The organism is Streptomyces sp. NPDC060064, from assembly GCF_042736455.1.
Taxonomy (GTDB): domain Bacteria; phylum Actinomycetota; class Actinomycetes; order Streptomycetales; family Streptomycetaceae; genus Streptomyces.
In genome coordinates this window covers 76,400-89,359 of the sequence record NZ_JBHWWF010000005.1, presented here as the reverse complement: position 1 = coordinate 89,359, position 12,960 = coordinate 76,400, and the positions used below count along the sequence as shown (strand labels likewise).

The window sequence follows — 12,960 nt, the reverse complement described above, 5'->3', positions numbered from 1 at the left end:
GCGTATCCAGGCTGGACCAAGCCACGATTCGCGGCACGTGGAGCGCCGGCGGAAGTGCCTGGGAACGCGGCCGAAACAAAGCACGTACGCGGCACCCAAGCGAGCAAATGAGTGACTCATACCGCAACCGACCTGCCCTGAAGCGGCGCAAACGCGGCTCCGTCCTTGGGCTGGGCCTCGACCCCTGTAGCGTGGAGGCGACCCTGCGCGATCCGGACGGCGTGCTGTTCACCGTGACGAGCGACCCTCGAATGGCTGAAGGTCATCCCAGGCGGCTTCCGCGGGTCAGGCCGGTGTATCACAGCGGCTTCCGCAGGCTGGAGTGACCGCGGCGCCACGCCGAGAGGAGGTGGTCACCGAATCGGGAATCGACCCAGCCCGTGGCGTCGATGCCGAATGCCACCTCTTCCTCGAGCCAGGGTTCCTCTTCGAGCAGACCGCCGATGACATCCCGCCGAACGACCTGCTCATGCACCGCGTCCGCCTCGACGTGCTCCGCGTAGAAGTGCACCGCGGCCGGTCCTGCGCCGACCCGCCGCAGTGCTTGAGCCATGCGGCGCGAGCCCGGCGACGACGTCACCTCGACGGCTGCGAAGTGCCCCACCAGAGCGCCCCGCAGTGCCCGATGCAGGCCGAACAGCGACATCAGGTTGACACTCGTCAGCATCCCCGAAGCGGCGGAATTCACATAACGGCCGTAGGACGTGTCCAGGCCGAGATCCGCCATCAGATCGGCGAAGAGCTGCGCGTGCACTTGCTCCGCACGTCCCGCGCCGAATTCGTCGAACTCCACCGCCACCATCGCCGCTTTGGCCCTGCCCCAGAGACGCGGGAGGACCCATGCATGCGGATCCGCCTCTTTGAGGTGGTAGAGGGATCGCTGGGCTGCGTACTCGCGAAGCTGCCACAACTCGCCCCGGTCCTTGAGGAAATGGGACGTTCCCGTGCCGTTGAGGGGTTCGACGAGGATGTCCTCGAGCGCCTCCTGCACCCCCCTGCGCCGCCCTGCGTCCATGCGCAGCGCGGCAAGAAAGCACCGCTCCATCTGCCCGCGCAGGCGCAGCAGTCCGGGATCCCATTCCCAGTCGGGGTCGACGCCGGAAAACCCCCGGTAGTGCAGCTCGTAGCAGAGGTAGAGCGCGAGTTGCAGGTCGTCCCCATACGGAGGGGCGCACGCCACCACCTCTCCCTCCGGCAAGGGGTGGCCGGGACGGCCACGCAGTGCGCGTACGACTCCGTAGGAGAGCTCCCCCGGTTCTCCGGCAGGACCGGCCCGGCCAGACGGCCATCACAGGTTTCCACGGGAGCCTTCACTGTTCTAGCCGCTTCCCCCGGCGACGGTGGCTGGTGTCGCACCACGGATAGGTCCGGCTGCGTCGGCAGGTGCACAGCGCAACGGTGAAACGGTCCGACACCGCCGTACCCCCGTCCTCGAGAACCACTTCGACGGGGCCCTCGACAAGCATCGGGCCGTCCCTCGTCAGGGTGACGCGACGCCGCACAGTCGGTTCGGTCGGCTCAGTGGGTTCGGTCGGCATGGAAGATCACCAGCTCTTCCTTCTGGTCGCCGGGATCGATCAACCCCTGGTCCTCCAGCCACTGCCTTCGTGAGCTCAGCACCGGCCCGAAGGGGACACAGCGGCGGTCCACCACCGCCGCCCGCAGGCCCGCATTGTTCAGACGCGCCAGTGTCTGAGCGACGCCGCACAGGCCGGAGTGCACCAGCAGCAGTGCCCCGCCGGGACGGAGCAAGCCGGCTGCCCCGTCGCAGATCCGGTCCACCACGGCCCGGCCGTCGCGCCCTGCGTCCCAGGCCATGGCGGGGCCGCGTCGCGGCAGGCCAGGCCCCGGTGCGGGCACGTAGGGCGGATTACTGAGGATGAGATCGAAGCGACGGCCCTCGACCGGAGCCAGTAGGTCGCCGTGCAGCACTTCCACTCTCAGCCGGGCGAGGGCCGCATTGAGGCGGGTGGTCAGCGCCGCGCGCCAGGCCCGGTCGACCGCGGTGACGCGTGCGCCGCGCCGGGCGGCCGCCAGGGCGAGGGCTCCTCCGCCGCTCCCCACGTCGAGAACGTCGGCACCCGGTCTCAGTGGCTCGCGTTCCAATGCCTGCGCGAGCAGGAGCGTGTCCTCGTGCGGGGCGTAGACCCTGGGCGGAACCAGTACAGGGCCGCCCTGGTCATCCCTTTCCAGACTGAGCATCCATGTCACCTCTGTTGCTTGCGGCGCCTCGTGCTTCACAGCCGCCCATTCCGTCACAGTCCGCGAGTGCCCACTGAGGCGGCCTTCTCACACCGAGCGGAACAATTTATGGACTGTTTCATCCGGATTGCCCCTGGCGCGGCCGCTCACGCGCGGGCACCGGCGGCGTCGCGCACATCCCGTCGCCTCCCCGTCATCACGCTCGCGGCAAGCTGACGTCGCACCCGGACGGTGCTTGCTGTGAGGCGGATGCAACGCTGCCGACCGTCAGCAGGATGAGATCGTCCACGACGCCGACAAGACCGTGACGCGATTCAGCAGAGGCGCGCTGGCGCTGGGCACCGGACCCCCGAACCGCCAACCTCCGCAGGAATGCCCTCACCTGGTCCATGTCCCCGTGCTCTTCCAGCGCGGGCCGGACGTGGTCGACCAACCGTGCGGCTTGCACCGAGGCAGGAAGAATCCGGCCGGTGAGCGCGTCGACGCCGTTGCCCGACCAGCCGTCCCGCGCCGCGCGCCAGTACGCCCCGCGCAGCAGCTCACTGCTGGGGCGCGGACCCGGGTCGCCACGCCGGACCCGTGCCGCCGCAGTCATCGTGAGTGCCCTGATCAGGACCGCCATGGCTGCGGCGTCATCGATGTCCGGCATCACATCCATGGACCGGATCTCCAGCGTCGGCAGACGCGGGTTCGGCCGGATGTCCCAGAAAGGAACGGCCGCGTCCAACATGGCCTCGGATTCCTGCATGGCGACGGCGAGGCGCTCGTAGTGGTCCAGGGATTCGAAGTACGGCGGCGGCCCCAGGCAGGGGAAACGCCCTCTGACGACGGAACGCCAGCTTTCGTACCCCGTGTCGTGCCCTTGATGGAAGGGAGAGTTGGCACTCATCGCCACAAGGAGCGGTAGCCAGGGTCTGAGGTGATTGCTCACCAGTACGCCCAGCTCTCGGTCCGGCAGATGCACATGTGTATGGAATGCGGAGACGGCGAAGTCGTCGAGCATGGCACGGTACTGGTCCACGCTGGCCCGATAGCGCGGATGGTCTCCGATTTCGGCCGGTCCGCTGCCTCCGATGACCGGAGTACCCGATGCGCACAGGCGTAGCCCTTCGGCCTGGGCAGCTGCAGAGACAGCACCGCGTATCCAGGCCAGTCGGCTGAAGAGTTCCCCGAAGCTGGAGCACGGTGGTGTCTTTCCTTCGATTTGGTATTCCGTGAACTCGCCGGAGACCAGATCGCCCATCACGGAGGAAGCTCGTGCGACCACCTTGGTACCGCCCGCTTCCACGGAGCGGCTCCCGGGGTGAACGAGAAAGTACTCCTCCTCCACACCCACGGTGGGGACGGCCGCCTGATCGTGGCCGTTCGCATCGCTGGCCGCGACTGCCTCTTCGGCGTCAGCCATCGCGTTTCCTGACGTCCTTGTCGGGAGCCGACCGGGAACCCTGGTTCCCGAAACCCCTCAGCTCATGCGGGCTAAGCCTCTCGCCCTCGCCGCCGAAGTCGTCGGCTTCGCGAGTTTCCTCAATGTGCGTCTGGCGAGCAGGGCGTCGGGGCTGCTCATCCGGACGGGGCGGCCTGCTGCGGCCTCGCCGGATCCCCCAGCCGACCAGGCCGATCAAGAAGGCCACCACAACGATCCCAATGAAAAACGGGGCAATTCCTGTGAGCCATTCGTTGTCGGCGGCAAGGCTGGGCACACTTCCGCGGCCAAGTGCGACTGGGAATGTGTTCATGGCGATCATCTCCTCCGTTCGGTGCACTGGAAGCCGACCCGACCGACAGCGGATTCACAATGCAAGGCTCAGTACCATGGCCAGGAAGTTCCAGAGATCGGGGTCGGTTGTGGATACTCACGTGATGGCGGGTGCCCGATACGGTCCTATTCATGTCGCGTACGAAGCCCGCATCGCGTCAAGTGGCGTGTGCTCAAGGATTGGCCGACGTGCATTGTGCCTGCGCGCAGAAATCGGACCGAGTCGATGGCGCGGCGCGACCAGCGCAGATCACCGCGGGGAACCGGCGCCATCGCGATTCAGTATGTGAGTTGGCGGGTGCTGTGGGCGCCCCGCCGCGCGGCGGCAGCACACGCCGAGTGGAGCATGGAGCTGCGACGAGGCACGCTGTATCCATGCGGTTGCTCTTCCGCTCCTCTCCCCGACCAGGGGCGGGCGGCCATAGCCGGGTCCTCTACACACTGGCGGAGTGTGTGCCCTTCGCGATCGCAGTGCTGGTGGTGGTCATCGAGCTCTCACCTGCGCACTTTCTGTACACCGGTCCCCTCCTCACCGCGACTCCGGCGTTGGCCGCGGTAGCGATGGGCCCCAAAGGCACCTTCGCGGCAGCGGCTTTCGCCTTGGCCATCAGTGTTGCCACCGCCACCTACAACCAGGCGTGGGGTAGCCAGCAGGTCTACACCAACTTTCTGGCTCTCTTCTTGGTCTCCGCGGCCAGTGTCACGACCAGTAGCGCGGTGCACACCCAGAGGCAGAACGAGCTCAACCAGATTCGCCGGATTGCCGTGGCGGCCCAACGGGTGCTGCTGCGGCCCGTACCCGACCGACTCGGCCCAGTGCGGGCGGCGAGCATGTATATCGCGGCGGAGACGGGGGCGCAGATCGGCGGTGATCTGTACGAGGTTGTGCAGACCCGGTACGGGGTCCGGATGATCGTCGGAGACGTCCGCGGCAAGGGCCTTCCTGCTGTGCGCTCGGCCGCAGCCGTGCTGGGCGCCTTCCGGGAGGCCGTGCACTATGAAGATGACCTGGTGGAGGTCATCAACCACTGTGCGGCTGCGCTGCGACGGGAGCGCGCCATGCCGCGCGGGATCGAACAGGACGCTGAGCAAGATCAGTCGGAATCGTTCGTCACCGCGCTCGTGGCTCAGGTGCCGGACGGGCCCGTAGTGGACTTCGTCAACCGTGGCCATCTGCCTCCCCTGGTGCTGAGTGAGGGCAGGGTTCAGGCCGTGATGCCCGCTTCACTACTGCCGCCCCTTGGTCTGGAAGAGTTCATCACCGGCCCTCCGGCCAAGGCGGAGAGCCATCCGTTCGCATGCGGCGACCGCCTGCTGCTGTACACCGACGGCGTGACAGAAGCCCGCAACAGCGAGAAAGAATTCTTCGCTCTGCCCGCGGCCATGGAAGCGCTGAAAGACCGCACCCCGCCCGAGTTCCTGGAACAACTGCATCAGGGATTGGTCCGCCACACCCAGGGCCATCTGGCGGACGATGTGGCGATGATCCTCGTTGACCGGCTCGACGAGGAATTGGATGAATAGGGCTGCCTCCTATGTGGTGACCGTTCGGTCCTCGACTCAGCCGATGTCAGGGCCGGCCAGCTGGACCAGGACCAGTCGGCGATCTTCAAGGCGCACTCGTCGGCGCCCGGCCATCGGATCGTGTCCAGGCGGATACTTGTTGGGTGAACGTGTCAGTGCCCGGGGCCTTCGACCTGCGGGAGCGACTTGGCAGCGGCCTCTTCACCCGCGTCGCAGGCCCCGCGGGCCCGGACAATCGTGCTCGCATTCATGACACACCGGGACCTCGCTGGTTCGGTCCGGACAGGCCAATCCGTACCGTCCACGGCGACGCCTCGATGTTCATCGGCGGACTGAGGGCCCTGTTGCTGCAGTCCTTGCACCCGCTGGCCATGGCCGCGGTGGCAGCTCACTCCGGCTATCAGGGTGACCCGTGGGGGCGGCTGCAGCGCACCAGCACATTCCTCGCCGTGACGACCTACGGCACCGCCGACGACGCCCAGCAAGCGGTCGACCGCGTCCGAGAGGCGCACGACCGCGTGAAAGGGACCACCCCCACCGGGGAGGCATACCACGCCGCCGACCCGCATCTGCTCGCCTGGGTGCACATCGCCGAGGTAGACAGCTTCCTTCAGGCCCACCAGCGCTACGGCGCGCATCCCCTGGATGCCACCGGGTGCGACGCATACATCGCCGACACTGCACGCGTCGCAGCCGCGCTCGGTGTGACCGACCCTCCACGGAACCGGAGCGAGCTGGCCGACCGGCTCGCTGCCTACCGCCCGGAACTGCGCGCGACCCAAGAGGCCCGCGAGGCCGCGCGCTTCATACTCCTCCACCCGCCCCTCCCCTGGATCGCCCGAGTCCCGTACGCCGTCCTCACCGCCAACGCGGTGTCCACACTTCCGCTGTGGGCCCGCAAGCCGCTGAGGCTGCCCCATCTGCCGGGGATCGAGGAAACCTGCGTACGACTGGGTGGACATGCGCTGATCACGACGATCCGATGGGCCATAAAGCCTTCCCGGCCCGTCGCCCACACGACCTGACCAGCGGACACTGCGTCCGCTCGCACTCGCCACACCCCTGTCGACTACCGCATCGGGCACCGGGGGGTCCGTAGAACTCATGGCACGATCTTGTCGATCAGTGCAGCGTCTCGGTCGTAGGCGGGGACCGTGTTGTTCACTCTCCCGCAGCGACCGCCCCTTGGCATATCGGGCACCGGTCCTTGCCATCCCACCCGTCCCACCCGAAAACCGCGGGCGAGAGGGACTGGCCTTCAAGCTCCTTGCGCACGGCGACCCGATAGGACCAAACCGCGCCGATGTAGGGGTGGTAGACGTCATGAAAGGCCTGTGACGCCGGTGAGGCCCCTGCCGCAACCGCACGTTGAAGAGCACGGAGCTGCTCGAACATCACCTGCCCGGCACCGGCGACGGCCGCGGTCGCATCGATGAACAGACGTTCACGTACTTCGTAGATCGCGGCATCGCTCAGTGCCGCGCGGGTCGCTGTGCCCAGGTCGACTTCGGCACCTGGGGCTTGCGCGATCTGGCGCAACCGCGCGTGGCACGCCCCAGCGGCTCCGATGAACTCGATGTACACAGCCCGCCGCCGTGCCCCGACTCCCCGGTCATCTTCGTGGCGATGGCGCAGGTAGTCAGCCAGAACGGTGCCGGAAATGGCAAGAGAGCCACCACTGACCGCCGCGACGAGCGTCCCCCAGTCCACGTCTGCCCCCCCAGCAGTGATCACAACGTCGACGTCTGGAATCTACGCGCGGCTTCCCTCGAAGAACAGAGGCCAAGCCAGACCCAGTTGCCGCGCAGGGGGGCACCGCATCACGACGCTGCAGGGGCAGCCCGCGCAGACCTGCTGGATCGAATCGCCCAAGTGGAAGTGTGAGATACGTCGACAGGCAGACGTGGAGTTCGTGGACAGCCTCACTCACTCTCCGCCCGTGTGGAGTGAATCGAGGAGGGCCAGTTCGTCCGCAGAGAGCCGCAGCGCGCTTGCGGCCACGTTCTCGACGAGGTGGTCCGGATTGCCGGTGCCGGGGATGGCCAGCACGTGCGGTCCTTGCTGAAGGGTCCACGCCAGCCGGACCTGCGCGGCTGTCGCGCCATGCGCGCGTGCGACGGCGAGTACCCCTTCGCTGTCGGTGGCGCTCGCACCCGCGTCACCCCCGGCACTGGCGATTGCGTAGAACGGTACGAACGCGACGCCCTGCTCCCCGCAGGCGCGCAGGAAGTCGTGATCCTCGGGCCGTGCGCCAACGCCGTAGGAGTTCTGCACGCAGACCACCGGTGCGATGGTCCGGGCCTCGGCGAGCTGTTCGGGCCTGACGTTGGAGATGCCCAGGTGGCGGATCAGCCCGGAGTCGCGCAGACCGGCCAGCGCACCGAAATGCTCGGCGACCGAGCCGGTTGCCAGGCTTCGTGGGATGCGCAGGTTCACCACGTCGAGGTGGTCACGGCCGAGCTGGCGCATATTCTCCTCGACCTGGCCGCGCAACTGCCCGGGCGTGGCCCACAGCCACTCACCCGAAGGATTCCGGCCCGGTCCGACCTTGGTGGTGATCACCAGATCATCCGGGTACGGGGCCAGCGCGCGGTTGATCAGCTCGTTGGCGGAGCGCAGCGGCGAGAAGTAGAAGGCGGCGGTGTCGATGTGGTTCACACCGAGCTCAACGGCGCGGCGCAGCACGCTGATTGCCCGGTGACGATCGCTCGGGATGCCGTTCCCGAACGCCCGGCCGTTCTGTGTCAGGCGCATCGAGCCGAACCCGATCCGGTTGACTGTCAGGTCGCCGAGTTCCCAGGTGCCCGCGGCCGCCGCGGTGATCGATTCTGAGGTCATGACCGGAGTCTGTGTCAGACCCCTTCGGAGCGCCTCAGGGTGGCAACAACCTGCCAGAGACAGCGCATCCGCTCGCGGCCCCAGTGATCAGCGCAGCCTCGGAGCCGGCAGCGAGCCGGCGGACGAAGACCTGATGCTCCGGCAGACAACAGGTGCCGGCTGGTTCATCGGCCAGTCAGCTGCGTCCGCCAGGTGGCGAAGTCGACGCCGTGGGAACCGCGTTGGCCGTCGGCGTTGACGCCGACGGCGATCAGGACGTGGACGCCGACGATGCGCGGGGCAGCTCTGCCCCGTCCGGGTAGTCGGTGACACCGCGTGAAGCATTGGCCTGTAATGTCTCGCGGAAGCTACTCGGTGGGGGGCCGCGAGCCATTGTGCCCGCGTGTGAGTATGCGCCCCACGAGTCGCCGACATCCGAGACAACGAAGACTTCGGGGACCCGTATGAAACACACCGGCCTGGGGCGCAAGCTCTTCGCCATAGCCGCTGGCACAGCCTTCGCGCTACTCCTTCCCGCCGCCTCTGCCGACGCGGCCGGCACTCAGGTGTACTCGGGCAACGGATGGAAGGCACTGCCCAACATCCACTCCCTGTCGGGGGACGGCACCGGCTACACGATCCAGTTCGCCAGCGCCGACGCCCGGACCAAGCTCGGCCCGGCCGCCAAACAGGCTGCCGCCCAGCTCACTTCGGTGACCGGCATCAAGTTCACCGTCTCGACGACTCTCAAGGCTTCCCCTGAGGGGTGCGCAGCCCAGCCGCGCCATGTCCTGACGCTGGGCACCAAGTACCGGCCGTTCGACGGCAGGAAAGGCATGTCCCGCGCGTGGCACTGCTTCAACAGCGGTGACCACAGCGTGTGGGGCGGGTGGTCCTGGATCGACACGGAGTACTGGTCGAGGCCCGACTGGTTCAGCAGCAACAAGGCAATCAACGCTGCCATCACCAGGAACGCCGTCAACCACGAGATCGGGCACCTGGTCGGCATGGACCACCCGAACAAGGACCTCAACGGTGACGGCAAGGTCGCCGACTTCGAATGCGTACTGACCCCGAAGAAGTATCGGCCCCTGATGTGCTCGCCGAACGGCGGCTACACCACGGCGGCCGACGGAGGCAAGTTCACATCGATCGAGACGCCTGGTCTCAAGCAACTCGCCGACAACTGGACGCTCCCCGCCCCGGTCGGCAAGGCCCGCCTTGCCAGGACAACACCCGGCATCGACGGGGGCGCGCTCGGCGGAGCCGACTCCTGAGGCATCAGGAAAGCGACATCTGAGGGAACAACCCTCATCTCGTCACAGGGTGCCGCCGGAGCCACCGGCGGCACCCTGGAACCACCCTGACGCCACGGCTCCGGATTGGCCGATTCACGCCACAGGTACGTTCTGCATCGCCTTGAACGCTAGGTTGAGTACAGCGAGCCCCGGCCTCCGTGTCATCCCCCGTACACGGAGCCCGGGGCCGCGCTTTCATACTCCGCCCGAGGGGCATCACCCAGAGCCCTCTGCGACGCGGTCACGCGGCGGCCCAAGTCCGGGAGTGTCGGCAGTCATGGGGCAGGCACGTGAACGGTTCCGTGGCCCCGCCCGTCAGCCGGTCGGCGCCGCACACTGTTTACGGGGAGGACAGAACCACCTGAGGGCCGTGTCCAGCAGCTCCTGCTCGTCGTCGGAACCGTCGGCGTCGGAACCGTAGGCCACTACGGCGTACCGCTGCCCGTCCTCCGCTTCGAAGCGGTGGTCGATGACATGCCGGGTGAAGCTCTGCGACTCCCCGGCGACTTCGTCGGCGCGGTACTCGTGCGTGGCGGCCTTCCGCGCGGCCCCCGAGCTTTCCTCCAAGGTGATGACCTCGTAGCCGTTGAGTTTCCGGCTCTCGAGCTGTGCCGCCTGGAGCGAGGCGTACGGCGATGTCTCCATCACCGCGAACACCTGGAGCCGCCGGGATCCGTCGGAGCTGCGGTATTCGACCACGGCCATGCCGTACTGCGACGGGTGGCTGGTGCGCTCCCAGCCCGAGGGCACAGCGGACCGGAACCCCTCGGAGTCCTGCACGACTTCGTACCCCGGCGGGGGCGTGGCGGCCGAGGTCGCCGCGGGCGATTCGGCTGACGGCTCGGCAGACGATTCACCGTCGCCGTCCCACGACTCGGTGGCCGTTGGCTGCGCGGCGGCAGGTTCCTTCACCGGCTGCGGCTCGCCCTTCCAGCCCAGCGCCCATATGAGGAAGCAGAGCCCGACCACAGCGAGCACCACGGCAGCCCGGCGCAACATCTGCCCCTGTTCGACGGCCTGCATCTGCTGATCGCCGTTGAAGCGTGTTTCCCGCTCGTCGCCGGCCCACTCCTGCCGGTCGGCGTCGAATACCCGCATTGGTCCTCCGCCCGTCACACCAGGAGTTGCGCGATGCCTTGAACGACAGCCGTGGCCGAGGCGACCGCTCCCGCCGCGGCCGCGTTGGTGCCGAGCCATCCGCGCACACCCACCAGCAGCCTCGTCAGACTGCCGCGGTCGGCAGTGCCGTCCCGGACGATCTCGGCCTCTGCCTCTGCCAGTTCACCGTCGAGCACTGTGTCCGCGGCGCTGCGGTCCTCCCGGGGCAGTGCGCGGCGCAGTGCCCGGATGGCATCGAGCAGTTCCCTGTGCTCCGGGCCGGGCCCCGGCGCGGTGGTGTTGACGGACGTCGCCACACCGTGTGAACCCGTCGAGACGGAGCCTCCGCTCATGGCGTGGATGCTCACACTCCCTCCACCGGTCTCTGCCCGCCCCGCGGGCTCGGACGGGGTTTCCCGCTCCGTGCTGCTCATGCCCTGCTCCCCTCCGTGTCCGGCGCCGAATCCGAGTGCGCTGCCCTGTCCGTGTGCGACGCCCTGCCGTGAGTGCCGGTGGCCACCGCGCCGCCCGACATCTCACCGATGAAGACACTTCCGCCGCTGACCTGGTAGACGTGCTGTTCGAAACGGTCCGTGCGGTAACCGTGGTTCTTCAGCGCGTCCCGCATCCCGTTCACGATCCGGTCCTGAATCGTCTTGATGTACCGGGCGACATCCATCTCCTGGAACGGCGACAACTGCTGCGTACTGGCCACTTGACGCAGCGAGACGCGCGGCACGTCGGGAGCCGGGTCGCGGTTGGCCACCTCCGTCCGGATCTCCGAGCCGAAGCTCACCGCTGCCCCGAGTCCCACGGCGAGCCCCGTCGCCGGCCCGTCCCGCAGGGCGCGTACGGCACCGCGCCACCACTCCTCCGGCAGGTCCGCCATGAGCGTGTCGACCTTCTTGAACTCCGCACGGACGGGCCCGAGTACGTAGGGCGCCACCTCCAGGACGAGCATGCCGCCCTGGGTGTGGACCCGGACCAGCACGGTGACGACGACCTGCTCGTGCCAGGCGCCCACCCGGATGCGCAGAAAGACCCGGCGTCCTTCACCGCCCTCGTCCACCGACTCCCTGCGGTGCCGCTCCACCTGCCCGGGCTCGTACACACTCGCGCCCTGCCGGTCCGGCCGACTCTCGTCCTGCGCTCCGGCGCCCGAGCCGAGCAGCAGTGCCTCGTCCCGTTCCACTCCGCCCGGCAGATACACGAATTCCTCGATCTCCAGCTCGCGCAGCCGGTCTTTGCCGGACATGGCCGCGGATTCGCGCAGTTTCTGCAGCCCGGGCTTGATCATGTCCAGGGCGCCCCGGGCCGTGAGCGGCTGCCCCCACTGATGAGGTACGCCGTTCTCGGTTCGCTTCGGTTCCGTTTCCCTCTTCAGCTCCAGCGCGAAGGACCAGGGTCTGCGCGGGGTCCCGGCACCCACGAACGGGCTGTCCACGTCGTAGAGGGTGAGCGAGGCGGCCTGCTCCCGGCGGATGTTGTCCTGCAGGTCCTCGAACAGCGGTCCTGCCGACAACGCGGGCTGAACAGCGCCCTGGAAAGTCCACCTGGACAGCCAGGTGGCAAGCGCGCGCCTGTGCTCCAGCTGGTGCCACCAGACCACCAGGGCAATCAGCAGCGGGAAGATCAACGGGTAAGGGGTCTGCACCGTGCCGTCGAGCGCCCCGGCCACGAACCAGTACCAGTAGAACGCGGCGAACAGCCAGGCACCAACGCCCACCAGCCGTCCTGCCCCCTGCACGGCCTGAGCCACCTGACCACTCCGCCCGGCAGAGAGGCCGTCAGTCCCCCGCCCGGACACCGAGCCGGCGAACCACAGCGCCGCCGCGACCATGGCGTACAGCTGGGACCAGGGCAGCGGCAGCCCTCCGGTGAGCTTCAGGGCCTCGTCCCCGGAATAGAAGGCCCTCAGCACGTCATGGAACTGCACATCGGAACCTGCGCCCCACTGGTCCCCCAGGGCATCCCAGAACATCACCACGTCGGTGATCAGGAATCCGCTCCACACGGCGAGCAGCAGCAGCGCCGTCGTCGTTTCCTGGCGCATGACGCGCAGGGCGTGTGCCAGCACAGGCAGGACGTCCACGCCCAGCGGCGGTGCCACGGGCCGCTCCGGGTGTCCGACCAATTCACCCACGACGCGGCGACGGAAGGACATGTCCAGGTAGACCCCGGCACACAGCAGGCGAGTGGCCTCTGTGCGGCTGTACTGGTGCTGCGGGAGGTTCTCTCCGGCCACGGGCATCCCCACTCAATCCG

Annotated in this window: 13 protein-coding genes; 3 read left to right on the top strand and 10 right to left on the bottom strand. The window is 67.9% G+C overall.

The features are described from left to right. Positions 1-298: 298 nt before the first annotated feature. The 5 genes from ACFWDI_RS08440 to ACFWDI_RS08420 form a co-directional block, all read right to left on the bottom strand. Positions 299-1,180, bottom strand: a complete 882-nt coding sequence (locus ACFWDI_RS08440) for an iron-containing redox enzyme family protein (protein WP_385302107.1) — start codon at positions 1,178-1,180, stop codon at positions 299-301. 130 nt (positions 1,181-1,310) lie between these two features. Next, the gene (locus tag ACFWDI_RS08435) at positions 1,311-1,538 is read right to left on the bottom strand and encodes a CDGSH iron-sulfur domain-containing protein (RefSeq protein WP_385302105.1); all 228 of its coding nucleotides are present in this window, start codon (positions 1,536-1,538) and stop codon (positions 1,311-1,313) included. Beyond that, positions 1,519-2,202 (bottom strand): HemK2/MTQ2 family protein methyltransferase, encoded by a 684-nt coding sequence (locus tag ACFWDI_RS08430; protein ID WP_385302103.1) that lies wholly within the window; start codon positions 2,200-2,202, stop codon positions 1,519-1,521. The genes ACFWDI_RS08435 and ACFWDI_RS08430 overlap by 20 nt, the downstream gene beginning before the upstream one ends. Before the next feature lie 196 nt (positions 2,203-2,398). Then, complete coding sequence (locus ACFWDI_RS08425) at positions 2,399-3,607, bottom strand: glutamate--cysteine ligase (RefSeq protein WP_385302101.1); 1,209 nt, start codon at positions 3,605-3,607, stop codon at positions 2,399-2,401. Then, positions 3,600-3,938, bottom strand: a complete 339-nt coding sequence (locus ACFWDI_RS08420) for a DUF6479 family protein (protein WP_385302444.1) — start codon at positions 3,936-3,938, stop codon at positions 3,600-3,602. Before ACFWDI_RS08420 ends, ACFWDI_RS08425 begins: the two co-directional genes overlap by 8 nt. Positions 3,939-4,411: 473 nt before the next feature. Here ACFWDI_RS08420 and ACFWDI_RS08415 point away from each other — a divergent pair, with 473 nt between their 5' ends. Together ACFWDI_RS08415 and ACFWDI_RS08410 are read left to right on the top strand one after the other, a co-directional pair. After that, positions 4,412-5,482, top strand: a complete 1,071-nt coding sequence (locus ACFWDI_RS08415; protein ID WP_385302099.1) for a PP2C family protein-serine/threonine phosphatase — start codon at positions 4,412-4,414, stop codon at positions 5,480-5,482. Between the two features lie 143 nt (positions 5,483-5,625). Beyond that, positions 5,626-6,507, top strand: coding sequence for an oxygenase MpaB family protein (locus ACFWDI_RS08410; RefSeq protein WP_385302097.1), 882 nt, complete (start codon positions 5,626-5,628; stop codon positions 6,505-6,507). Positions 6,508-6,643: 136 nt separating this feature from the next. Here the strand turns inward: ACFWDI_RS08410 and ACFWDI_RS08405 are convergent, their stop codons facing one another. Then, the gene (locus tag ACFWDI_RS08405; RefSeq protein WP_385302095.1) at positions 6,644-7,192 is read right to left on the bottom strand and encodes a CchlQ; all 549 of its coding nucleotides are present in this window, start codon (positions 7,190-7,192) and stop codon (positions 6,644-6,646) included. A gap of 216 nt (positions 7,193-7,408) precedes the next feature. Beyond that, a complete protein-coding gene (locus ACFWDI_RS08400) occupies positions 7,409-8,320 on the bottom strand; it encodes an oxidoreductase (protein ID WP_385302093.1) in 912 nt (303 codons plus the stop codon). Positions 8,321-8,763: 443 nt separating this feature from the next. Here ACFWDI_RS08400 and ACFWDI_RS08395 point away from each other — a divergent pair, with 443 nt between their 5' ends. After that, positions 8,764-9,576: a hypothetical protein gene (locus tag ACFWDI_RS08395; RefSeq protein WP_385302091.1), complete on the top strand. Its 813-nt coding sequence runs from the start codon at positions 8,764-8,766 to the stop codon at positions 9,574-9,576. Between the two features lie 336 nt (positions 9,577-9,912). Here the strand turns inward: ACFWDI_RS08395 and ACFWDI_RS08390 are convergent, their stop codons facing one another. Genes ACFWDI_RS08390 through ACFWDI_RS08380 form a run of 3 tightly spaced genes read right to left on the bottom strand, consistent with a single transcriptional unit; the run spans position 9,913 to position 12,946 of the window. Continuing rightward, on the bottom strand, positions 9,913-10,695 hold the full coding sequence (locus tag ACFWDI_RS08390) for a hypothetical protein (RefSeq protein ID WP_385302089.1): 783 nt from the start codon (positions 10,693-10,695) through the stop codon (positions 9,913-9,915). A gap of 14 nt (positions 10,696-10,709) precedes the next feature. Beyond that, complete coding sequence (locus tag ACFWDI_RS08385; protein WP_385302087.1) at positions 10,710-11,129, bottom strand: hypothetical protein; 420 nt, start codon at positions 11,127-11,129, stop codon at positions 10,710-10,712. Continuing rightward, the gene (locus ACFWDI_RS08380) at positions 11,126-12,946 is read right to left on the bottom strand and encodes a hypothetical protein (RefSeq protein WP_385302085.1); all 1,821 of its coding nucleotides are present in this window, start codon (positions 12,944-12,946) and stop codon (positions 11,126-11,128) included. Before ACFWDI_RS08380 ends, ACFWDI_RS08385 begins: the two co-directional genes overlap by 4 nt. Between the last annotated feature and the right edge of the window lie 14 nt (positions 12,947-12,960).

What these genes read in the sequence shown, in the direction of transcription:
- ACFWDI_RS08435 (WP_385302105.1), bottom strand. Translation starts at nt 1,538, where the DNA reads ATGCCGACCGAACCCACTGAGCCGACCGAACCGACTGTGCGGCGTCGC.
- ACFWDI_RS08430 (WP_385302103.1), bottom strand. Translation starts at nt 2,202, where the DNA reads ATGCTCAGTCTGGAAAGGGATGACCAGGGCGGCCCTGTACTGGTTCCG.
- ACFWDI_RS08425 (WP_385302101.1), bottom strand. Translation starts at nt 3,607, where the DNA reads ATGGCTGACGCCGAAGAGGCAGTCGCGGCCAGCGATGCGAACGGCCAC.
- ACFWDI_RS08420 (WP_385302444.1), bottom strand. Translation starts at nt 3,938, where the DNA reads ATGAACACATTCCCAGTCGCACTTGGCCGCGGAAGTGTGCCCAGCCTT.
- ACFWDI_RS08400 (WP_385302093.1), bottom strand. Translation starts at nt 8,320, where the DNA reads ATGACCTCAGAATCGATCACCGCGGCGGCCGCGGGCACCTGGGAACTC.
- ACFWDI_RS08395 (WP_385302091.1), top strand. Translation starts at nt 8,764, where the DNA reads ATGAAACACACCGGCCTGGGGCGCAAGCTCTTCGCCATAGCCGCTGGC.
- ACFWDI_RS08390 (WP_385302089.1), bottom strand. Translation starts at nt 10,695, where the DNA reads ATGCGGGTATTCGACGCCGACCGGCAGGAGTGGGCCGGCGACGAGCGG.
- ACFWDI_RS08385 (WP_385302087.1), bottom strand. Translation starts at nt 11,129, where the DNA reads ATGAGCAGCACGGAGCGGGAAACCCCGTCCGAGCCCGCGGGGCGGGCA.
- ACFWDI_RS08380 (WP_385302085.1), bottom strand. Translation starts at nt 12,946, where the DNA reads ATGCCCGTGGCCGGAGAGAACCTCCCGCAGCACCAGTACAGCCGCACA.